Origin of the sequence: Loktanella agnita (assembly GCF_046640325.1) — a bacterium.
Taxonomy (GTDB): Bacteria; Pseudomonadota; Alphaproteobacteria; order Rhodobacterales; family Rhodobacteraceae; genus Yoonia; species Yoonia agnita.
Genome location: NZ_JBJMBF010000024.1, coordinates 1 through 22,713, shown reverse-complemented (window position 1 = coordinate 22,713; position 22,713 = coordinate 1). Strand labels below are relative to the sequence as shown.

The window sequence follows — 22,713 nt, the reverse complement described above, 5'->3', positions numbered from 1 at the left end:
ACGTTGGAACACACTTAAACGAACGGAAAGCATAAAATGGCTGATCTGAAAAAACTGGCTGAAGAGATCGTTGGTCTGACCCTTCTCGAAGCACAAGAACTGAAAACCATCCTTAAAGATGAGTATGGCATCGAGCCAGCTGCTGGTGGCGCCGTCATGATGGCTGGCCCTGCTGATGGTGGCGAAGCTGCTGAAGAAAAAACTGAGTTCGACGTCGTTCTGAAGAACGCCGGCGCTCAGAAAATCAACGTGATCAAAGAAGTTCGCGGCATCACCGGTCTGGGCCTGAAAGAAGCCAAGGACCTAGTCGAAGCCGGCGGCAAGATCAAAGAAGGCGTCAGCAAGGACGAAGCCGAAGAGATCAAAGGCAAGCTGGAAGCAGCTGGCGCAGAGGTCGAACTGGCCTAATTGGCTGGTGCGTGATCTTGCGCACCCCTGAAAATCTAGGCTGGACGCGCAATTGCGGGTCCAGCCGAACCTGTCTTAGAGGTCGGCCAATCGCTGACCGACCTCTTGGGAAGGTTGACTATGTCGGGAGGATGCCGGTGGGACGGTATCCACGAATTGACATAACCCCCCGGTCAAATGGATGCGGCGTCGCGGCCCCGGGCGATGCTTTGTTCGAGAGACAAATATAAGGTGACATCGCACATGGCTTCCTCTTTCCTTGGTCAGAAACGCCTGCGCAAGTACTACGGCAAGATCCGTGAAGTGCTTGAAATGCCCAACCTCATTGAGGTTCAGAAATCCTCCTACGATCTTTTCCTGCGCTCCGGTGACAGTGACACGCCGCTTGACGGCGAGGGGATCAAAGGTGTGTTCCAATCGGTTTTCCCGATCAAGGATTTCAACGAGACTGCCGTGCTTGAATTCGTCAAGTATGAGCTGGAAAAGCCGAAATACGATGTTGAGGAATGTCAGCAGCGTGACATGACCTACAGTGCCCCGCTGAAGGTCACCCTGCGTCTGATCGTGTTTGATGTCGACGAAGATACCGGTGCGAAATCGGTCAAAGATATCAAGGAACAAGACGTTTTCATGGGCGATATGCCTCTGATGACCCCGAACGGGACGTTCATTGTGAACGGCACCGAGCGTGTAATCGTATCCCAGATGCACCGCTCTCCCGGCGTGTTCTTTGATCACGACAAGGGCAAGACCCATTCGTCGGGTAAATTGCTGTTCGCCTGCCGCATCATCCCATATCGCGGCAGCTGGCTGGACTTTGAATTTGACGCGAAAGATCTGGTCTTTGCACGCATCGACCGTCGCCGGAAGCTGCCTGTGACCACCCTGCTTTATGCGTTGGGTCTGGATCAGGAAGGCATCATGAGTGCCTATTACGATACGGTTGAATTCACGCTGGACAAGAAAAGCCATGCCTGGAAGACGAAGTTCTTTCCAGAGCGCGTGCGCGGCACCCGTCCCAGCTATGATCTGGTCGATGCTGCAACTGGTGAAGTGATTGCCAAAGCAGGCGAAAAGGTCACCCCCCGTTCGGTCAAAAAACTGATCGACGAAGGCAATGTGACCGAACTGCTGGTCCCTTATGAAAACATCGTAGGCAAGTTTGTCGCCAGCGACATCATTAACGAAGAAAACGGTGCGATCTATGTGGAGGCCGGGGACGAGCTGACGCTGGAAGTCGACAAGGATGGCGACATCACCGGCGGCACGCTGAAAGAGCTGGTTGATGCGGGCATAACCACGATCCCCGTGCTGGATATCGATAACATCAACGTGGGCGCCTATATGCGCAACACGATGGCGTCGGATAAGAACATGAACCGCGAAACCGCGCTCATGGATATTTACCGCGTCATGCGCCCCGGTGAGCCACCGACCGTCGATTCCGCAAGCGCCCTGTTCGACACGCTGTTCTTTGATAGCGAACGCTATGACCTGTCCGCTGTTGGCCGGGTGAAAATGAACATGCGTCTGGATCTGGATGCGGAAGACACCATGCGTACCCTGCGCAAGGAAGACATCGTATCCTGCATCAAAGCGCTGGTGGATCTGCGCGACGGCAAAGGCGATATCGACGACATCGACCACCTTGGGAACCGCCGCGTGCGTTCTGTGGGCGAGCTGATGGAAAACCAGTATCGCGTCGGTCTGCTGCGCATGGAGCGCGCGATCAAAGAGCGTATGTCCAGCGTCGAAATCGACACGGTTATGCCGCAGGATCTGATCAACGCGAAACCTGCTGCTGCGGCGGTCCGCGAATTCTTTGGCTCTTCGCAGCTGTCGCAGTTCATGGACCAAACCAACCCGCTGTCCGAAGTCACGCACAAGCGCCGCTTGTCCGCGCTTGGGCCCGGTGGTCTGACCCGCGAACGTGCAGGCTTTGAAGTCCGCGACGTGCACCCGACCCACTATGGTCGGATGTGCCCGATTGAAACGCCGGAAGGGCCTAACATTGGTCTGATCAACTCGCTCGCCACCTTCGCCCGCGTGAATAAATACGGCTTTATCGAAACCCCGTACCGCAAGGTGACGGAAGGGCAGGTGACGGACGAAGTCCAGTACATGTCCGCGACTGAAGAAATGCGTCACACTGTGGCGCAGGCCAACGCAAACCTTGATGAGACAGGCAAGTTCGTGAACGATCTGGTCTCGACCCGTCAGAACGGTGAATACACGCTGGCCCCGAACGAAAACGTCGATCTGATCGACGTTTCGCCCAAGCAGCTTGTCTCTGTCGCGGCGTCGCTCATTCCGTTCCTTGAAAACGACGATGCGAACCGCGCGTTGATGGGATCGAACATGCAACGTCAGGCCGTGCCTTTGTTGCAAGCCGAAGCACCGCTGGTTGGCACCGGGATCGAAGAAGTCGTTGCCCGTGATAGTGGCGCTGCGATCATGGCGAAACGTGGCGGTATCATCGACCAGGTGGACGCGCAGCGGATCGTTGTGCGCGCAACCTCTGATCTGGAGCTTGGCGATGCCGGGGTCGATATCTACCGGATGCGCAAGTTCCAGCGGTCGAACCAGAACACCTGCATCAACCAGCGTCCGCTGGTGAAAGTGGGTGACACCGTGACGAAGGGTGAGGTCATCGCCGATGGTCCATCCACCGATATTGGTGAACTGGCGCTGGGTAAAAACGTGGTCGTCGCGTTTATGCCTTGGAACGGCTATAACTACGAAGACTCCATCCTGATTTCCGAGCGGATCACCCGCGACGATGTTTTCACCTCGATCCACATCGAGGAATTCGAAGTCGCCGCCCGTGACACCAAGCTTGGGCCAGAGGAAATCACCCGCGATATTCCTAATGTGGGTGAAGAAGCGCTGCGTAACCTCGATGAGGCGGGCATCGTTTATATCGGGGCCGAGGTTGGGCCTGCGGATATTCTGGTGGGTAAGATCACGCCGAAGGGTGAAAGCCCGATGACGCCAGAAGAAAAGCTGCTGCGCGCCATCTTTGGTGAAAAGGCATCGGATGTGCGTGATACATCCCTGCGCCTGCCGCCCGGTGATTTCGGCACGATTGTTGAGGTCCGCGTCTTTAACCGCCACGGGGTGGAAAAAGACGAGCGTGCCCTGCAAATCGAACGCGAAGAGGTGGAACGCCTGTCCCGTGACCGCGATGACGAGCTCGCGATCCTGGACCGCAACATCTATGCCCGTCTGTGGGACATCATCAACGGCAAGGTCGCTGTCAAAGGTCCCCGTGGCTTTAAGTCCGGCACCGTTGTCAGCGAGCAAAGCATCGGTGATCTGAGCCGCGGCCAGTGGTGGCAGTTGGCCATGGAAAACGAAGACGATGCCAAAATCGTCGAGGCCCTGAACGAACAGTATGAGATCCAGAAGCGTGCGATGGATGCAAGGTTCGAAGACAAGGTCGAAAAAGTCCGCCGTGGTGATGATCTGCCCCCGGGCGTGATGAAAATGGTCAAAGTCTTCGTGGCTGTGAAGCGCAAGCTGCAGCCTGGCGATAAAATGGCTGGTCGTCACGGCAACAAAGGTGTGATTTCCAAGGTTGTGCCAATGGAAGACATGCCGTTCCTTGCGGATGGGACACCGGTCGATTTCTGTCTGAACCCGCTGGGCGTGCCATCGCGTATGAACGTCGGTCAGATCCTTGAAACCCACATGGGTTGGGCGGCCCGCGGTCTGGGGATCAAGATCAATGAAGCTTTGGGTGAATATCGTCGGTCAGGCGATCTGACCCCAATCCGCGAAGCGATGCGGATCGGCTATGGCGATGATGTCTACGACGAAGGCATCGCCGGCATGGAAGAGGCAGAGCTGATCGAGGCTGCGAACAACGTGACCCGCGGTGTGCCAATCGCCACGCCGGTCTTTGACGGGGCGAAAGAAGCAGATGTGAACGATGCGCTGGTCCGTGCTGGTTTTAGCACCTCCGGTCAGTCGATCCTGTTTGATGGCCGCACGGGTGAGCAGTTCAGCCGCCCGGTGACTGTCGGCGTCAAGTATCTGCTGAAACTGCACCACTTGGTCGACGACAAGATCCACGCGCGCTCTACCGGGCCATACAGCCTTGTCACGCAGCAGCCGCTGGGTGGTAAAGCCCAGTTCGGTGGCCAGCGTTTCGGGGAAATGGAAGTCTGGGCGCTGGAAGCATATGGCGCGGCGTATACGCTGCAAGAGATGCTGACAGTGAAGTCGGATGACGTGGCTGGCCGGACGAAAGTGTATGAGTCCATCGTGAAGGGCGAAGACAATTTCGAAGCTGGCGTGCCTGAATCGTTCAACGTGCTCGTGAAAGAAGTCCGGGGTCTCGGCCTCAACATGGAACTCCTGGATGCGGAGGATGAGGAATAGTTGCGCATGAACGCGCACCCTACGACCGTATGTAGGGTGTGCACTTTGCGCGCACCGCACCTTGCCCCCATGCACCCCAATTCAAGGTATTGAAATGAACCAGGAACTGACAAACAACCCGTTTAACCCGCTCACACCGGCGAAAACGTTTGACGAAATCAAGGTCTCTCTGGCCTCTCCTGAGCGGATCCTGTCGTGGTCCTTTGGTGAGATCAAGAAGCCCGAAACCATCAACTACCGGACGTTCAAGCCAGAGCGGGACGGTCTGTTCTGCGCGCGTATCTTTGGCCCGATCAAAGATTATGAATGCCTGTGCGGTAAATATAAGCGCATGAAATATCGCGGCGTTGTCTGCGAAAAATGCGGTGTGGAAGTCACCCTGCAAAAGGTCCGCCGCGAGCGTATGGGCCATATTGAACTGGCAGCCCCCGTCGCGCACATCTGGTTCCTGAAATCGCTGCCATCCCGTATCGGCCTGATGCTGGACATGACGCTGCGCGATCTGGAACGCATTCTGTATTTCGAAAACTACGTGGTGATCGAACCCGGTCTGACCGACCTGACCTATGGTCAGCTGATGACAGAGGAAGAGTTCAACGACGCGCAGGATCTGTATGGCATGGATGCGTTTCAAGCCAATATCGGTGCTGAAGCGATCCGCGAAATGCTGGCCAATATTGATCTGGAAGCCGAAGCAGAGCAGCTGCGCGCTGATCTGAAAGAGGCCACAGGCGAGCTGAAGCCCAAGAAGATCATCAAGCGTTTGAAGATCGTTGAAAGCTTCCTGGAATCCGGCAACCGTCCTGAGTGGATGGTCATGACCGTGATCCCTGTGATCCCACCAGAGTTGCGCCCGCTGGTGCCGCTGGATGGTGGCCGTTTCGCGACCTCTGATCTGAACGATCTGTATCGTCGTGTGATCAACCGGAACAACCGTCTGAAGCGTCTGATCGAACTGCGCGCCCCTGATATCATCGTCCGTAACGAAAAGCGGATGTTGCAGGAATCCGTGGATGCGCTGTTTGACAACGGTCGCCGTGGCCGCGTGATCACCGGTGCGAACAAGCGCCCGCTGAAATCGCTGTCTGACATGCTGAAGGGTAAGCAAGGTCGCTTCCGTCAGAACCTTTTGGGTAAGCGCGTCGACTTCTCTGGTCGTTCGGTCATTGTGACTGGTCCGGAACTGAAGCTGCACCAATGTGGTCTGCCGAAAAAGATGGCGTTGGAACTGTTCAAGCCGTTCATCTATTCGCGCCTTGAAGCCAAAGGTCTGTCTTCGACGGTCAAGCAAGCGAAAAAGCTGGTCGAAAAAGAGCGTCCCGAAGTGTGGGATATTCTGGACGAGGTCATCCGCGAACACCCTGTCATGCTGAACCGTGCGCCAACGCTGCACCGTTTGGGCATTCAGGCGTTTGAACCTGTCCTGATCGAAGGCAAGGCGATCCAGCTGCACCCGCTGGTCTGCTCGGCCTTTAACGCGGACTTTGACGGCGACCAGATGGCTGTTCACGTCCCGCTGAGCCTTGAGGCGCAGTTGGAAGCCCGCGTGCTGATGATGTCCACGAACAACGTGCTGTCACCTGCCAACGGTGCGCCGATTATCGTGCCATCGCAGGATATGATCCTGGGTCTGTACTATACGACCATCCACCGCGAAGGGATGAAGGGCGAAGGCATGTCCTTCTCTAACATCGAAGAGGTGGAACATGCGCTGACCGCTGGTGAGGTGCATCTGCATGCCAAGATCACCGCGCGGATGCCGCAGATCGACGATGAAGGCAATGAGGTCATGACCCGCTTTGAGACGACCCCCGGTCGTCTGCGTCTGGGCGCGCTTTTGCCGCTGAACGCCAAGGCGCCCTTTGCGCTGGTGAACCGTCTGTTGCGCAAGAAAGAAGTGCAGCAGGTCATCGACACGGTTTATCGTTACTGCGGTCAGAAAGAGTCTGTCATCTTCTGTGACCAGATCATGACCATGGGTTTCCGCGAGGCGTTCAAGGCTGGTATTTCGTTCGGTAAGGACGACATGGTTGTGCCCGACACCAAGTGGGAGCTGGTCGATGAGACCCGTGATCAGGTGAAGGATTTCGAACAGCAGTACATGGACGGTCTGATCACCCAGGGTGAGAAGTACAACAAAGTCGTCGATGCCTGGTCGAAAGCCAACGACAAGGTGACGGATGCGATGATGTCCACCATCTCGGCCACCAAACTGTCAGAGGATGGGTCCGAGGCAGAGCCGAACTCTGTTTACATGATGGCCCACTCCGGTGCGCGTGGCTCTGTCACGCAGATGAAGCAGTTGGGCGGGATGCGCGGTCTGATGGCCAAGCCGAATGGCGAGATCATCGAAACGCCGATCATCTCGAACTTTAAGGAAGGTCTGACCGTTCTTGAATACTTCAACTCTACCCACGGTGCCCGGAAGGGTCTGTCGGATACGGCGTTGAAAACGGCGAACTCGGGTTACTTGACCCGTCGTCTGGTTGACGTGGCGCAGGATTGCATTGTGCGCGAAGTCGATTGCGGCACCGAAGCATCAATCACCGCAGAAGCTGCTGTGAATGATGGTGAGGTCGTAGCATCGCTGGCAGAACGTGTTCTGGGCCGGGTTTCGGCTGAGCAAGTTCTCAAGCCCGGCACTGACGAGGTGATCGTTGAAGTGGGCGAACTGATCGACGAACGCAAGGCTGACATGATCGACACGGCTGCTATCGCCAAGCTGCGCATCCGGTCGCCATTGACCTGCGAAGCGGAGGATGGTGTCTGTGCCATGTGCTATGGTCGTGATCTGGCACGCGGGACACGGGTCAACATCGGTGAGGCCGTCGGCATCATCGCGGCCCAGTCCATCGGTGAACCCGGCACGCAGCTGACGATGCGGACGTTCCACATTGGCGGTGTTGCGCAGGGTGGTCAGCAATCGTTCCTTGAGGCGTCACAGCCCGGCAAGGTGGAGTTCCGCAATGCGCAGCTTCTTGAAAACCAAGCTGGCGAGATGATCGTTATGGGCCGGAACATGGTTCTGGCGATCATGGGCGAAAACGGTGACGAGCGGGCGAACCACAAGGTTGGCTATGGTTCCAAGGTGTTCGTCAAGGAAGGCGCGGATGTGCTGCGCGGCGACAAACTGTTCGAATGGGATCCTTACACCCTGCCGATCATCGCCGAAAAATCCGGTACGGCCAAATATGTCGATCTGGTCAACGGGATCGCGGTGCGTGAAGAAACAGATGATGCAACGGGTATGACCCAGCGTATCGTTTCCGACTGGCGTGCGGCCCCCAAAGGCAACGAACTGGCACCGAAAATCATCGTGGCTGGTCCTGATGGTGAACCCGCGATGAAGGACGACGGCAACCCTGTCGCTTATCCAATGTCCGTGGACGCCATCCTGTCTGTCGAAGAAGGCCAAGAGATCAAGGCTGGTGATGTTATCGCGCGTATCCCGCGTGAAGGTGCCAAAACCAAGGACATCACCGGTGGTCTGCCGCGTGTGGCCGAACTGTTCGAAGCCCGCCGTCCAAAGGATCACGCGATCATTGCCGAAATCGACGGCTATGTGCGCTTTGGCAAGGACTATAAGAACAAGCGCCGCATCGCGATCGAAAGCGCCGATGACGCGGATATCCGCGTTGAATACATGGTGCCCAAGGGCAAGCACATTCCCGTTGCGGAAGGTGATTATGTCCAGAAGGGTGATTACATCATGGATGGCAACCCGGCCCCGCATGACATTCTTGCGGTTATGGGTGTCGAGGCGCTGGCTGACTATATGATCGACGAAGTGCAGGACGTTTATCGCCTGCAGGGTGTGAAGATCAACGACAAGCACATCGAGGTTATCGTTCGTCAGATGCTCCAGAAATGGGAAATCCAGGACAGTGGTGACACGGTGTTGCTGAAAGGCGAAACTGTGGACAAGGCCGAGTTCGATGAGGCCAACAACAAGGCTATCGCCCGTGGCGATCGTCCGGCAAGTGGTGAGCCGATCCTGTTGGGGATCACCAAGGCCTCGTTGCAGACCCGGTCGTTCATCTCTGCCGCGTCGTTCCAGGAAACCACGCGTGTGCTGACCGAAGCTTCGGTGCAAGGCAAGCGGGACAAGCTGGTTGGCCTGAAAGAGAACGTCATTGTTGGTCGCTTGATCCCAGCCGGGACAGGTGGTGCCACCCAACAGATGCGCAAAATCGCGTCTGATCGGGACAACGTCGTGATCGAAACACGCCGGGAAGAGGCCGAACAGGCCGCTGCTCTGGCTGCGCCGATGGAGATGTCCAACGATGTCTCGGATGACGATGTGTTCAGCGACAACCTTGTCGTGGATACGCCGGAAAACAGCGGTAGCTGATTTGACAGAATCCCATGTCGGCCCGCGTGGCCGGCATGCCGAAACGCAAAAAGCCCGCACCATCAGGTGCGGGCTTTCTTTTTGTTGTCAGTGCGTGTTGCCGATCTGGCGGAGGCGCGTGGCGGCTGACCGCCACGCCCTTGGTTACAGGATTTTCTTGCGCAGGTAGGACGAGACGACCTCGCCAAAAACCACAAGTGCAAGGATTGTCAGCAGCACCATAGACACTTCGGGCCAGTTGAACGTGTCGATGGCCCCCTGCAGGATCATCCCGATCCCGCCTGCGCCCACCAGCCCCAGCACGGTGGATTCACGCAGGTTGATGTCCCAGCGCAGGATTGCCACCGCAAAGAAGGATGGCATCACCTGGGGCACAATCGCGTAGAGCACGATTTTGAACCGGGACGCGCCGCAGGCTTCCAATGCTTCGACAGGCTTCTGGTCGATCTCTTCAATCGCTTCGCCCAGCAGTTTGCCCAGAAAGCCGATGGACCGGAACATGATTGCCACGATCCCGGCGACGATGCCCGGACCAAAGATCGCCACAAACAGCAGTGCCCAGATGATCGTGTTTACCGACCGGGATGATACAAGGATGAAACGTCCGATCCACAGCGTGAACTGGTTTGGTGTGGTGTTCTGTGCCGCGATATAGGCGACGGGCAGGGACACAACGACCGCGATCATCGTGGCCAGCGTGGCGATGTTCACCGTCTGCCAGATCGCTTGCAGGATCGACGGCAGGTTGCTGGGGTCAGGCGGCATCATCCGGGCGAAAAGATCGCCCATCTGCACCGGCGCATCCCAGACCCAGGCCCAGATCACGTCGATACTGCTCAGCGCCCATGCGACGACCAGCGCGGTCGCGGCAAAGCCGCCATAGCGCGCCATTCGTTGTTTCGGGGTGAAGCGCGCCCAATGGTCAAGCGGGGAGTTTTGATCTGTGTTCATCATGCGATCCGTTTCCGTACAAATCCGCTCACCGCTTCGGAAAGCAGGATGACACCGACGATGACCATCGTGATGGCGAGCGCGAAGTCATAGTCGTAGCGCCCAAAGGCATTGGCCAAAGTGGCCCCGATCCCGCCGGCACCGACGATCCCCACCACGGCAGAGGCGCGCAGGTTGCTGTCCAACTGATAGATCCCAAGCCCGACCAGCCGTGGCATGATCTGCGGTATCACCGCGTAAGCCAGCGTCGCGATGAAGCCTGCCCCGGCGGCGCGCATGGCCTCGACCTGACCGAAGTCAATTTCCTCGATCCGCTCTGCCAGTAGTTTGGCGACGAAGCCGATGGAATAGACCACCAGCGTCAGCGCCCCGGCGAAGGGGCCGAACCCGACCGCTTTGACAAAGATGATGGCGACGATCACCGGGTGGAAGCTGCGCGCGATGATGATGATGGCACGCCCCAGAAAATAGACCGGCTTGATCGCGATGTTTCCGGCGGCCATGAAAGCCAACGGTATGGAAATCGCGACACCGCCGACGGTGGCAAGAATTGCGATTTTCAGGCTTTCCATGAAGCCATCAAAAAGTAGCCCTGACCGTTCAAAGCTGGGCGGGAAGGCCCCGTTGAAGATACGCTGCGCGCGGGTCAGCCCGTCAGATACACGGTCCCAGTCGATGGGCAAAGTGGCCAGCGTTGCAACGAAATAGATCGCCACAGCTGCATATAGCCCGTAGCGGAACAGCGGGTTGGCGATGAAAGGCGGCTTGCGCCATGTGTCTTTTGCCATGCTCATGCGATGGCCCCAACCTCTGCCCGGTCCTGTGCGGGGACACCGGCATAGATTTCTTCCATCTCATCCTTGCCCAGCTTGGCGGGCAGGTCGTCAAAGATGATCCGGCCGTAGCGCATCCCGACGATCCGGTCGCTGTATTCCTTGGCTTCGGTCACATTGTGGATGTTGATGATGACCGGCAGTTTCAGTTCGCTTGCCAGATCGCGCAGCAGTGACATGATCTGCTCGGACGTCTTGGGGTCCAGCGAGGCGGTGGGTTCATCGGCGAGCAGGATCTCGGGCCGTTGCATCAATGCGCGGACCACGCCCACCCGCTGCCGTTCGCCGCCGGACAATTCGTCGGCGCGTTTGTCGGCGTAATGGGCGATGCCCACACGTTCCATCAGTTCAAAGGCGCGGCGGATATCTTCGCGCGGGTAACGGCGGGTCAGCGCAGCAAAGGTGGAAATATAGCCCAGCCGCCCAGATTGGACATTTTCCATCACGGTCAGCCGGTCGATCAGGTTGAAGCTTTGGAACACCATGCCGATCCGGCGACGTGCGGCGCGCAGTTCGCGGCGGTTCAAGGTGGTGAATTCCGTGCCATTCAGGTCGATGGTGCCTGAGGTCGGTTCAACGAGGCGATTGATGCAGCGCAAAAGCGTGCTTTTCCCCGCACCGGACGAGCCGATGACAGAGGTGAGCTGATCGCCCTGTACCGTCAGGTCCAGCTCTTTCAGCACCGGGTCACCACCGCCATAGCGCTTGGTCAGTTTCTGGATTGTCAGCATGTGTCTCTCTCAGCCAGTGGTTTGGCATAGCGCGGCCATGCCTCTGGCGTTTGGCAAGAGGCCGCGTGCTGTCCGGTCGGCGCGATGGCCGACCAGATCATTGTTCAGGGGATTAGTTCCCGGCGAGACCTTGTGGTGTGTACTCAACACCGTTGGACGCCTGGATTTGACGGATCACCGCCCATTGGTCTTGGTACGTGATGGGGACGAACTTGCTGACGCCATCAAATTCCGTACCCAGTGCTGTGCCTTCAAAATCGAAAGAGAAGAACGCCTCTTTAATCTTTTCGGTCAGCGCGGGGTCAAGGTTATGTGCCACGGTAAAGGACGTCGTTGGGAACGGGTCGCTTTCCCAGATCATCCGCACATCTTCGGGGTCGTAAAGACCGCGTTCCGCCATGCGGTCGACGACTTCGGACGCCACTGGTGCGGCATCATAGTCACCAGCGACCACGCCTAGCATGGATTGGTCATGCGAGCCGGAATAGACGACTTCGTAATCTTCGTCTGGGACAACACCCAGATCGGGGAACAACGCGCGTGGTGCCTGATTGCCCGAATTCGATGTGGGCGACGTATGCGCCACACGGCGTCCGGCAAGGTCAGAGACCTCTTGGATATCGCTGTCTGCCTGTGTGAACACCTGCAGCTTATAGCCGAACTGGCCGTCATCTGCGCCCATGATGGCGAAGGGGACCGCACCGGCAAGGTTCACCGCGAAAGGTGTTGGACCTGTCGAAAACCCTGCAACATGCAGACGGCCGGACCGCATCGCTTCGACCTCGGCAGAGTTCGACTGCACGGCAAAGAACTGCACGTCCTTGCCGGTAACGCCTTCGAGATGCTCGATGAACGGTTCCCAGATATCGGCATAGACTGCCGGGTCTTCGACTGGGGTATATGCAAAGACCAATGTGTCAGGATCGCTGAGCTGCGCCGGATCGGTGGGCGTATCTGCCACCAGATCGCCGTTGGCGTCGCAGTACAATGCGTCCAGCGCACCGCGCTCGGCGCATTCTTGTGCCGTAGCGGCAATCGCGCTTGCGCTGACAATGCCCAACGCCGTTGCGGCGCGGGTTACAAACTTCTTCATGGTATCCTCCCTTTAGTAACGCGCGTCTCGGTAAATGAGCCGGGCCCGTCGCGTTCAGGTCTTCACGATAGGGTGCCGGTCCTTGAGAAAGCGAGTCCTGTTTCTGTTAACGAAACGGCCCGGAACCGGATTTAATGTTAACAGTATTACAATCTCTGTTGCCGCCCCTTAAAATCCAACGTGATGTCAGGCACAAACACGCGGCTGACCGGACATGCGGCCGGAGGGCATCTGCCGCAGAATGTGCCAGGAGGAGGGCGACATGCACGCAGGCAAGACAGAGCCGATGATCGCTATCGTAGATGATGATCAGGACATGCGCGACACGCTTTATGCCCTGATGCGGGAGAGCGGGTTTGATGCAGTGTGCTGCGCTGATCCTGGTGCATTCATGGCCCTTGGCGACCCGCCCCCGATTGATCTGGCGTTGATAGACCTGCGTTTGCGCGGTGAATCCGGCTTGTCGCTGGCGATCCATATTCGCGAACGCTACCACCTGCCGATTGTGATGCTGACCGGCGTGGGCGATGAGATTGACAAGATCATTGGGCTGGAAACCGGCGCTGATGATTACATGATCAAGCCGTTCAACCCGCGCGAGCTGGTCGCCCGCATTCGCGCGGTACTACGCCGCTATGGCCATGGCACGGCCCGCCCCAGCGAAACACCGGGGCAGGATATCGCCTTTGGCCGCATGCGACTTGACGTCCAGTCCCGCCGCTTGCTGGACCACGATGGCGAGGAGATCCCACTGACCAATGCGGAATACCGCCTGTTGGAATATTTTGCCCGCAACCCGGACCGTATTATCCCGCGTCCGGAACTGCTGGCGGAACTTGGCTCTGACATGCAGCGATATGTGGACCGCACCATCGACGTGCTGATCTTGCGTCTGCGCCGCAAGATAGAGGCGGTCCCATCAAAGCCTGTGCATCTTCAGACCCGCCGTGCGCAGGGCTATCTGTTCAACCTGTCCCCTGGCTGACCTGCGATGAACGCCTTGCCCCGCCCCGGTGTTCGCTTTCGCCTTTCTGCTGCGATTGCGGTGCTTTTTGTGCTGATCCTGCTGGTCAGCATCATTGGGATGCGGGTGCTGACCCGGACAGAGCTGTGGATGAACACGCTGCATCAGGACACGCTGACAGAGGTGTCAGACGCGCTTGACCTGTCCCGTCGTGCCAGTGATCTTGCGACCTCGGCCCCGTTTCTTTATGCGCTGTTTCCGCCGTTTCAACTGGAACAGGAAGCGCAAAACGTTCTTGATAACCTGCACCAGATCGAAGCGCATGCTGCGGGTGATCCGGTGCTGGACCTGCCACTTGCCCGGCTGCGGCTGGCGATTGATGATCTGACCCAAGCCTTGGTGCCGCAGACCGCACGCAAGGCTGAGCTTGCTGCCATCGACCACGACATGCTGCGCCTGAACCAGCGCGTGCGCCGGCTGGCGGCGGATGTGACCTTGCCACTGGAAGAGCGTGAACTTTGGGCCGGGTTACAACAGTTGACGATCACAGCAATCGGGGCAGGGCGGGCAGATGCGCTCATTGCGCTGGGGGCGTTTTCCAACCGCTACGCTGTAGCCCGCGACCGGCTTTTGCCCCGGTTGCAACCTGCCCAGCAAGCGAGCTTTGCAGAAATCCAACAGGCGATCCGGCGCGGGCCGGGGTTGTTTGTGCTGAAACATCAGGATCTTGCCGCGCGGCTGGACGCTGAAAATGCGCTGTTCCGCATCCGGCGCGAAACAAGCCGCATCACCACCTATGCCGAAGATAAAGTGGCCCAGGCAGAGGCGCGGTTGTCGCTGGCCCGCGCTGAAACCTCTGACAATCTGGTCTTTGCCAAGAATTCCTTTCTGGCGTTTACATTGGCCAGCTTGCTGGTCGCGGTCACCTCTGTCCTTTACGTGTCGCGCTATCTGGCGCGGAACCTGCACCGCATTGCTGACGCTATGCGCAAACTGGCGGCGGGGGATCGTGGCGCTGATCTGCCCGCAGTCCGCCCTGCGGATGATGAAATCGGACAGCTTTTTGCGGCGTTCCATGTGTTTCGGGAAAACGCCCGCAAACTGGACCGGCGCACAGGTCAAATCCGACAGCAGAATGCGCTGTTTTCGCGGGTCTTTCGCAATATCAAGGATGGTGTCGCGATCACATCGGCAGATGGTCGCATTGCGGTCGAAAATGACAATCTGCGTGCGCTTTTGCGTTTGCCGCCCGGTGTGACGGACGCCGGGAATGGCGTGCATGATCTGATCGCGCAGTCCGGTTTCGCGCGGCAAGCCAGTGCCGGTGAACGCGGCGGGTTTGAAGAATATGGCGATGCCTCCGGGAATGTCCTTGAAATGCGCCACTCGCCCTTGCCGGATGGCGGGGCGGTCTGGCTGTTTTCCGAAACGACGGAGCGCAAGAAGGTCGAAGAACGGCTGGAAGAAATTCGCCGGGTGGAAACGCTGGGCAAGGTTTCGGGCGAAGTCGCCCATGATTTTGGCAACATCCTGTCGAGCATTTCAGGTAATCTGCATTTGCTGGAAGGAGCTGATCCGGCGAATGCGCAGCATTTTCGTGGTCGAATCAGGTCGGCTGTTGATCTGGGTGTGTCCCTGACCGAAAGATTGCTGGCCTTCGCGCGCAAGCAGTATCTGGAACCGCAGGTCACTGATCTGGGGGTGCTGACTGACGGGATGTCGGACTTGCTGGAAATGGCACTGCCGGACACGGTATCGCTGACCTTCGTCTGGGACGGCACGCCGGTGCTGGCCCGCGTCGATCCAGGGCAGTTGGAAAGCGCTTTGCTGAACCTTTGCGTCAACGCATCACAGGCGATCAGCGGGGCCGGTGACATCACATTGCGCGTGGTCGCCGCGGAAGATGGCGGTGCCATGCTGTCGGTGCAGGACACCGGCTGTGGCATGACGGCAGAGGTGCAGCGCCGCGCGGTAGAGCCGTTCTACACCAATCGCGACGACGGCACAGGGACGGGGCTAGGGCTGTCGATGGTTGACGGTTTTGTGCATCAGTCCGGTGGTCAGCTTGGGATCACCTCGCACAGCGCGGGCCCGGATCGCGGCACAACCGTGACCATGCGCTTTCCGCCGGTCACCGAAAGCGCGCCGGACCCGGCCCGGATCGGGGCATCCGGTGTCGCGCTGGTGGTTGACGATGATGCGGGTTCACTGGCCGCCGCCGCTGACGCGCTTGAAAACCTTGGGTATCGCGTGCGCCGGGCTGCCAGCTTTGCCGAAGGGATGGCACAGTTGGAGCAAGAAAAGCTCACCCTTATCCTGAGCGATCTAAATCTGGATAGTGGTGCGTCGGGCTGGGATATCCTGCAACATGGGGCCGACCTTCACCCAGATGCCGGGCTTGTTCTGGTCTCAACCCGCGAAGCGCATCGCACCCCAACGGCACTTCGGGACGTGGCACAACTGGCCACACTGACAAAGCCGGTGACCGAAGCGATGATGCGTGATCTGCTGGTGACGTGGTGATACGACAATGGTTGGCACACCAGCCGCCGGACGACAGGGACACCGAACAGATTTGCCTTTCGCCGCGCTGCGCTTTCGGCGATACTCTGGCGATGACCAGTACCCAGCATTCCGGCCCGCAGTTTGGCCTGACCTTCCCACCAGAGGTGAGCGATTTCGTCCGTGATATCTATGGCAATGCCGCGGGTATCATTGAGTATGGCAGCGGAGGCTCGACCCTTCTTGCCGCAGAGCTGGGGACACCTTGCCTGTCGGTCGAATCGGATCCCAAATGGGCAGCGGGCCTGACCGAGAAGATCGCCGCTCAGGTATCCAAGGACAGCAGCGCCCGCGTGCTGCATGTCGATATGGGACCCACAAAAAAATGGGGCTATCCAACGGACAAGCGTAAGTCAGAGAATTACTGGCGCTACCCGATGGCGCCGTGGGAAGATGTCGATCCGGCTGGGATTGATACGGTTCTGATTGATGGGCGGATGCGTAAAGCCTGTTTTGGCGCAGCTTTGATCAGCATTCAGCGTGAAACGCGTGTGTTGTTCGACGACTACAGTGATCGTCAACATTATCATGAGGTCGAAACCTTTGCTCAACCCACGCGAATGATGGGGCGGATGGCGGAATTCATTTTGACACCCGGTATGGTCACGGCCGCGGATTTCCGCAGGATCATACCGTGGTTTTCGCAGATGGGCTGACGGTGATGGCTAGTGCCGTTTATGCTGCAACCGCGCTGCGATGAGCGGCGTTTCTGACAATATTCGCGGCGCGCTTTTGATGATGGGCGCGATGTGTGCTTACACCGTCAACGATGCGTTCATGAAAGCGCTGTTGGATGATGTGCCGTTCTTTCAGGCGGTGCTGATCAGGGGGATCGGGGCGGTGATTTGCCTGACGCTGATGTGCCGCGTCATGGGGCAGTTGCGGTTTGATCTGTCGCTGCGTGACTGGGTGTTAATCATCCTGCGTACCTTGGGCGAAATGGGCGGTACGTTCTTTTTTCTGACGGCGCTGCTGCATATGCCGATCGCCAATGTCAGTGCGATCCTGCAGGTGCTGCCGCTGTCGGTCAGCCTTGCGGCGGCGGTGTTTCTGGGCGCGCCGCTGGGCTGGCGCCGTATGACCGCAATCGGCATCGGCTTTGCCGGTGTGCTGCTGATCATCCAGCCAGGCGGGCAGGATTTTTCGATCTTCAGCCTTTATGCGCTTGGCGCTGTGGCCTGTGTCACCCTGCGCGATGTGATCGTGCGGCGCATGTCTGCAAATGTACCGGCCGTCTTTATCGCACTTGTCGCCGCAGTGGGGGTGACCCTGCTGGGCGCGGTGGGGTCCTTGTTCAATGACTTCGCCCCGATGCGCACAGGCGCGGCGTTGCAACTGGCGGGTGCGACGGCGTTTCTTGTGGTGGGCTATGTGTTGTCGGTGATGACAATGCGTGTGGGCGAGATCGCCTTTGTCGCGCCGTTCCGCTATGCTAGCCTGATCGTCGCGCTAAGTCTTGGGATTGTGGTGTTTGGTGAATGGCCCGATGCTGCGATGCTGGCCGGGGCGAGCATCGTTGTGGCGACCGGGCTGTTCACGCTGTACCGCGAAGCGCAGTTGCGGATCCGGGTACGCCCTGTCCCGGATCGCATTCGCTAAAGCGAAATACTGTAAAGTGCGCCGGGCTTAATCCGCCGTCCCGAAAAAGACGCCATCCACCGTCATGTTGAAATCACCGGTGGCGATGCCGTCGACTTCTCCATATACGGCGTCGCCGAAGTCGCGGTCGTCACGCACTTCGCCAATCAAATCCAGATCCATATAGGTATCCACGGATTGGTTGTTGATATCGACGCCGGTCAGCCGTCCTTTGGCAGTGGCATCAAGGTCGCCATTGTTTTCGCGCCCGTTGATATCAAGGCTGCCGTCAAAGCGCTGATTGGGGGTGCCGTCCATGTCGATCAAGTTGATGTTGCGGATATCGCCGTCGATGTCGCCATCGCGAAAATCGACCTCCATCCGCATGTCACCCAGAATACTGCCTGACGCTTCGCCGTATACGTTAGCCCCCACCTGCCCGTTATAGATGACACTGCCGGTCGGCAGGGTGATCGCTTCGGTGAAGGGCAGCGCCTCAATCCGGCGTGCTTCGCCATAGGCACGGTTCACGTCATGTCGGGTGACGCTCGGCGGGTTGGGGGTGCTGCACGCGCCAAGGATGCCAAGGGCGGCGGTTGTGATGACAAGGTATTTCATTTGCGCTCTCCAGAGAGCCCCGGTGTTTGTGTGTTTGTGTGTTTGTGTGTTTGTGTGTTTGTGTGTTTGGATTTGGACATACCGCCAGCACTGGCGCAGGGGGTGATTGCTATGCAATAACCATCCGGATTTATGGCGCATTGCAGGGCAGGGGGCTGGCACGCAGCGTCGCGAGAGCCAGACAGGGCAGGCTGTTGACAGGCTTTCCGACTCCCCCTATACGCCGCTCATCCGGGCCGGGGGTATTCCCCCCAATTGTCCCGATATCAACGTTATGTAGTCACGAACCGGGCCATTGCCGCCTTGCTCCTCTGGATACACACCGCACCGACCTACCCGGTAAGGGGTCGACTGCGGAATTTTTGTGCTTTTCGAACGCGAAGGGCATGTCTTTAAACCCCCGCGCCCCAAAAGCGCACATACGTGAAGAGATGGGAACATCAAACGATGCCAACGATTCAGCAGCTGATCCGCAAACCGCGCCAGCCAAAAGTCAATAAATCCAAGTCTATGCACCTGGAATCCTGCCCGCAAAAACGTGGTGTTTGCACACGCGTCTATACAACCACGCCAAAGAAGCCGAACTCGGCGATGCGGAAGGTTGCCAAGGTACGCCTGACCAACGGGTATGAGGTCATCTCTTACATCCCCGGTGAAAGCCACAACCTGCAGGAGCACTCTGTTGTTCTGATCCGCGGCGGTCGTGTAAAAGACCTTCCTGGTGTGCGTTACCACATCCTGCGCGGTGTTTTGGATACACAAGGTGTCAAAGACCGTAAGCAACGCCGCTCCAAATACGGCGCGAAGCGGCCGAAATAAGTATTCGGCCCGTCCCGGAAGAAAACCGGGATTTCGCCGCAATTGGAATAAGAGGAATCACAGATGTCACGACGTCACGCCGCTGAGAAACGCGAAGTTCTGCCAGACGCAAAGTTTGGCGATATCGTTCTGACCAAGTTCATGAACAACCTGATGATCGACGGCAAAAAAGCTGTCGCTGAACGCATCGTCTACAACGCATTTGACCGTGTTGAAGATAAGCTGAAAAAAGCCCCTGTCGAAGTCTTCCACGAAGCGCTCGACAACATCAAACCTTCGGTCGAGGTTCGCTCGCGCCGGGTTGGTGGTGCCACATACCAGGTGCCCGTCGATGTGCGCCCAGAGCGCCGCGAAGCGCTGGCGATCCGCTGGCTGATCGCTGCTGCGAAAAAGCGCAACGAGAACACGATGGAAGAACGTCTTGCGGGCGAATTGCTTGACGCGGTCAACAACCGCGGCACAGCTGTGAAAAAGCGCGAAGACACCCATAAAATGGCCGACGCCAACAAAGCGTTCAGCCACTACCGCTGGTAATAGGGAAATATCCAGATGGCACGCGACTATCCTCTCGAACGCTACCGGAACTTTGGTATCATTGCGCATATTGATGCGGGCAAGACCACCTGCTCTGAGCGTATCCTGTTCTACACAGGCAAATCCCACAACATTGGCGAAGTGCACGATGGCGCGGCGACCATGGACTGGATGGAGCAAGAGCAGGAACGGGGTATCACGATTACTTCCGCTGCGACGACGACATTCTGGGAACGCACAGAGAACGGCATCGAAGCTGATTCTCTCAAGCACCGGATGAACATCATCGACACGCCCGGCCACGTTGACTTCACAATCGAAGTTGAACGCTCCCTGGCCGTGCTTGATGGTGCTGTCTGTGTTCTTGATGCCAACGCAGGTGTTGAGCCACAGACCGAAACCGTGTGGCGTCAGGCCGACCGTTACAAAGTTCCGCGTATGGTGTTCGTCAACAAGATGGACAAAATCGGTGCTGACTTCTTCAACTGCGTGCGGATGATTGAAGACCGGACCGGTGCGCGTGCGATCCCTGTTGGTATTCCGATCGGTGCCGAAACAGAGCTTGAAGGCCTGATTGATCTTGTGACCATGGAAGAATGGTTGTGGGAAGGTGAAGATCTGGGTGCGTCCTGGGTCAAAGCACCGATCCGCGAAAGCCTGCAGGATCAAGCTGCGGAATGGCGTGAAAAGCTGGTCGAAGCTGCGGTTGAGCAGGACGACGACGCAATGGAAGCCTACCTTGAAGGCAACGAACCTGATGTCGCTTCGCTGCGTGCAATGATCCGCAAGGCCTGTCTGTCGCTGTCATTTGTGCCGGTTCTGGGTGGTTCTGCGTTCAAGAACAAAGGTGTTCAGCCGCTGTTGAACGCTGTTGTTGACTATCTTCCGTCGCCTTTGGACGTTGTCGATTACATGGGCTTTAAACCCGGCGATGAGGACGAAGTCCGTAACATCCCGCGTCGCGCCGATGATGAGATGGCCTTCTCTGGTCTGGCATTCAAAATCATGAACGATCCATTTGTGGGCTCGCTGACCTTTACCCGGATCTATTCCGGGACGCTCAGCAAAGGCGACACAATGCTCAACTCTACCAAGGGTAACAAAGAGCGTGTGGGCCGCATGATGATGATGCACTCTAACAACCGCGAAGAAATCGACGAAGCCTTTGCAGGTGATATCATCGCGCTGGGTGGTCTGAAGAACACCACAACCGGTGATACACTTTGTGCCCAGAACGACCCTGTCGTGCTGGAAACGATGACCTTCCCCGAGCCGGTGATCGAAATCGCGGTCGAGCCGAAGACAAAGGGTGACCAAGAAAAGATGGGCCTTGCGCTGCAACGTCTGTCTGCTGAAGATCCTTCCTTCCGGGTGGAAACTGACCTTGAAAGTGGTCAGACCATCATGAAGGGCATGGGCGAATTGCACCTCGACATTCTCGTCGACCGCATGAAGCGCGAGTTCAAGGTTGAAGCCAACATCGGTGCGCCACAGGTGGCATACCGTGAAACCATTGGTCACGCGGTTGAGCATAGCTACACCCACAAGAAACAGTCCGGCGGTTCCGGACAGTTCGGTGAAGTGAAGCTGAGCATCATGCCAACAGCCCCCGGCGAAGGTTTCTCTTTCGAAAGCAAGATCGTGGGCGGTGCTGTTCCCAAGGAATACATCCCCGGCGTTGAAAAAGGCATCAAATCCGTCATGGATAGCGGCCCGCTGGCTGGCTTCCCCGTGATTGATTTCAAAGTGGAACTGCTTGACGGTAAATTCCACGATGTTGACTCCAGCGTTCTTGCGTTCGAAATCGCATCGCGGATGTGTATGCGTGAAGGCATGCGCAAAGCGGGCGCGAAACTGCTTGAGCCGATCATGAAGGTCGAAGTGATCACCCCCGAAGAATACACCGGTGGGATCATCGGTGACCTGACATCACGTCGCGGTCAGGTGCAGGGTCAGGATACACGCGGGAATGCGATTGCAATCGACGCAATGGTGCCGCTGGCCAATATGTTCGGCTACATCAACACGCTGCGTTCTATGTCTTCGGGCCGTGCGCAGTTCTCGATGCAGTTCGATCACTATGATCCCGTACCAAGCAACATCTCGGAAGAGATCCAAGCAAAGTACGCGTGATTATGATGAAAGCACTTGCCGCAATCTGTGCCGCAGTTCTTCTTTCGGCTTGCGCGACCGGACCCTTGATGGATCCGGAAGTGTCCAGCCGGATGGTTGTACAGGACATCTCGGTCAGCACGTCCAGCCTTTCGGGCGTGTCTGGCCGGTCCATCTCTATTCCACCAAGTCAGGTGCAGGCGGATATTTCGCGTGCACTGGCGGCGCGGATGCGGGGACGGGGGATGCCGGGTGGCAACCCTGTTCAGGTCAGTGTGGATGTGCAGCGGGTGGCGCTTGTGTCGCCCGGTCAGTCCTTGCTGATCGGTGGTGTTAGCACGGTAAGTGCAACTGTTTCGGTGGCCGATCTGTCCACCGGGACCGTGCTTTTGCCTGCGACAGAAATGACGGCAACCAGCGAAGGCTGGGCACCAGGCGGGATCATCGGGGCCTCGTCACGCGGCACGCCAGAGCAAGACTATCAGCGTACCGTGGCCAGCTTTGCTGACGCCGTTGCGCAACGGCTTCTGGGTGCAAATGCCGCCAGCGGGGCAACGGCCTTCTCGAACGGGCGCAGCCCGCAAACAACAACGGCCGCACCAGCTACTGGCGGAAATAACGCGCTCCGCCCGTCAGCTTGGCAAATGTAAGTTTGCGCCGCACAGGCGCATTGAATGAAATCCCCTCGGAAGGAAGATTAAAATGGCTAAGGCAAAGTTTGAACGTAACAAGCCGCACGTAAACATTGGTACGATTGGTCACGTTGACCACGGGAA

General features: G+C 57.7%; 16 protein-coding genes. 11 read left to right on the top strand and 5 right to left on the bottom strand.

All coding sequences use genetic code 11. The features are described from left to right. Positions 1–36 precede the first annotated feature (36 nt). The 3 genes from rplL (at position 37) to rpoC (ending at position 9,142) form a co-directional block, all read left to right on the top strand. Entirely contained in the window at positions 37–408 is a 372-nt protein-coding gene (gene rplL / locus ACJ5NV_RS18990; RefSeq protein WP_411646277.1) for a 50S ribosomal protein L7/L12, read from the top strand. Positions 409–651: 243 nt separating this feature from the next. Continuing rightward, positions 652–4,791: a DNA-directed RNA polymerase subunit beta gene (rpoB, locus tag ACJ5NV_RS18985; RefSeq protein WP_411646275.1), complete on the top strand. Its 4,140-nt coding sequence runs from the start codon at positions 652–654 to the stop codon at positions 4,789–4,791. Between the two features lie 94 nt (positions 4,792–4,885). Beyond that, positions 4,886–9,142: a DNA-directed RNA polymerase subunit beta' gene (rpoC, locus tag ACJ5NV_RS18980; RefSeq protein ID WP_411646273.1), complete on the top strand. Its 4,257-nt coding sequence runs from the start codon at positions 4,886–4,888 to the stop codon at positions 9,140–9,142. 144 nt (positions 9,143–9,286) lie between these two features. On the opposite strand, the gene phnE (ACJ5NV_RS18975) is transcribed toward rpoC, so the two are convergent. The 4 genes from phnE (ACJ5NV_RS18975) to phnD all read right to left on the bottom strand — a co-directional run bounded on the left by phnE (ACJ5NV_RS18975) (position 9,287) and on the right by phnD (position 12,750). Next, positions 9,287–10,096 (bottom strand): phosphonate ABC transporter, permease protein PhnE, encoded by an 810-nt coding sequence (phnE, locus tag ACJ5NV_RS18975; RefSeq protein ID WP_411646272.1) that lies wholly within the window; start codon positions 10,094–10,096, stop codon positions 9,287–9,289. After that, positions 10,093–10,887 carry a phosphonate ABC transporter, permease protein PhnE gene (phnE, locus tag ACJ5NV_RS18970; protein WP_411646271.1) on the bottom strand — a complete coding sequence of 265 codons (795 nt, stop codon included), beginning with the start codon at positions 10,885–10,887 and terminating at the stop codon, positions 10,093–10,095. The genes phnE (ACJ5NV_RS18975) and phnE (ACJ5NV_RS18970) overlap by 4 nt, the downstream gene beginning before the upstream one ends. Continuing rightward, on the bottom strand, positions 10,884–11,657 hold the full coding sequence (gene phnC / locus ACJ5NV_RS18965; protein WP_411646270.1) for a phosphonate ABC transporter ATP-binding protein: 774 nt from the start codon (positions 11,655–11,657) through the stop codon (positions 10,884–10,886). Before phnC ends, phnE (ACJ5NV_RS18970) begins: the two co-directional genes overlap by 4 nt. Positions 11,658–11,769: 112 nt before the next feature. Then, positions 11,770–12,750 carry a phosphate/phosphite/phosphonate ABC transporter substrate-binding protein gene (gene phnD / locus ACJ5NV_RS18960; RefSeq protein ID WP_411646269.1) on the bottom strand — a complete coding sequence of 327 codons (981 nt, stop codon included), beginning with the start codon at positions 12,748–12,750 and terminating at the stop codon, positions 11,770–11,772. A gap of 262 nt (positions 12,751–13,012) precedes the next feature. Between phnD and ACJ5NV_RS18955 the strand changes: the two genes are divergently transcribed. The 4 genes from ACJ5NV_RS18955 (at position 13,013) to ACJ5NV_RS18940 (ending at position 17,875) form a co-directional block, all read left to right on the top strand. Continuing rightward, positions 13,013–13,735: a response regulator gene (locus ACJ5NV_RS18955; protein WP_411646268.1), complete on the top strand. Its 723-nt coding sequence runs from the start codon at positions 13,013–13,015 to the stop codon at positions 13,733–13,735. A 6-nt stretch (positions 13,736–13,741) separates the two neighbouring features. Further along, on the top strand, positions 13,742–16,237 hold the full coding sequence (locus ACJ5NV_RS18950; protein WP_411646267.1) for an ATP-binding protein: 2,496 nt from the start codon (positions 13,742–13,744) through the stop codon (positions 16,235–16,237). A gap of 92 nt (positions 16,238–16,329) precedes the next feature. Beyond that, complete coding sequence (locus ACJ5NV_RS18945; protein ID WP_411646266.1) at positions 16,330–16,932, top strand: hypothetical protein; 603 nt, start codon at positions 16,330–16,332, stop codon at positions 16,930–16,932. A gap of 40 nt (positions 16,933–16,972) precedes the next feature. Further along, on the top strand, positions 16,973–17,875 hold the full coding sequence (locus ACJ5NV_RS18940; RefSeq protein ID WP_411646265.1) for a DMT family transporter: 903 nt from the start codon (positions 16,973–16,975) through the stop codon (positions 17,873–17,875). A 27-nt stretch (positions 17,876–17,902) separates the two neighbouring features. Here the strand turns inward: ACJ5NV_RS18940 and ACJ5NV_RS18935 are convergent, their stop codons facing one another. Further along, entirely contained in the window at positions 17,903–18,472 is a 570-nt protein-coding gene (locus tag ACJ5NV_RS18935; protein WP_411646264.1) for a hypothetical protein, read from the bottom strand. Between the two features lie 447 nt (positions 18,473–18,919). Here ACJ5NV_RS18935 and rpsL point away from each other — a divergent pair, with 447 nt between their 5' ends. From rpsL to ACJ5NV_RS18915, 4 genes are all read left to right on the top strand, one after another. Then, entirely contained in the window at positions 18,920–19,291 is a 372-nt protein-coding gene (rpsL, locus tag ACJ5NV_RS18930; RefSeq protein WP_089997365.1) for a 30S ribosomal protein S12, read from the top strand. A 63-nt stretch (positions 19,292–19,354) separates the two neighbouring features. Further along, positions 19,355–19,825: a 30S ribosomal protein S7 gene (gene rpsG, locus ACJ5NV_RS18925; RefSeq protein WP_411646263.1), complete on the top strand. Its 471-nt coding sequence runs from the start codon at positions 19,355–19,357 to the stop codon at positions 19,823–19,825. Between the two features lie 15 nt (positions 19,826–19,840). Beyond that, positions 19,841–21,958, top strand: a complete 2,118-nt coding sequence (gene fusA, locus ACJ5NV_RS18920) for an elongation factor G (protein ID WP_411646262.1) — start codon at positions 19,841–19,843, stop codon at positions 21,956–21,958. A gap of 2 nt (positions 21,959–21,960) precedes the next feature. Further along, the gene (locus ACJ5NV_RS18915; protein ID WP_411646261.1) at positions 21,961–22,587 is read left to right on the top strand and encodes a DUF6778 family protein; all 627 of its coding nucleotides are present in this window, start codon (positions 21,961–21,963) and stop codon (positions 22,585–22,587) included. Positions 22,588–22,713: the final 126 nt, after the last annotated feature.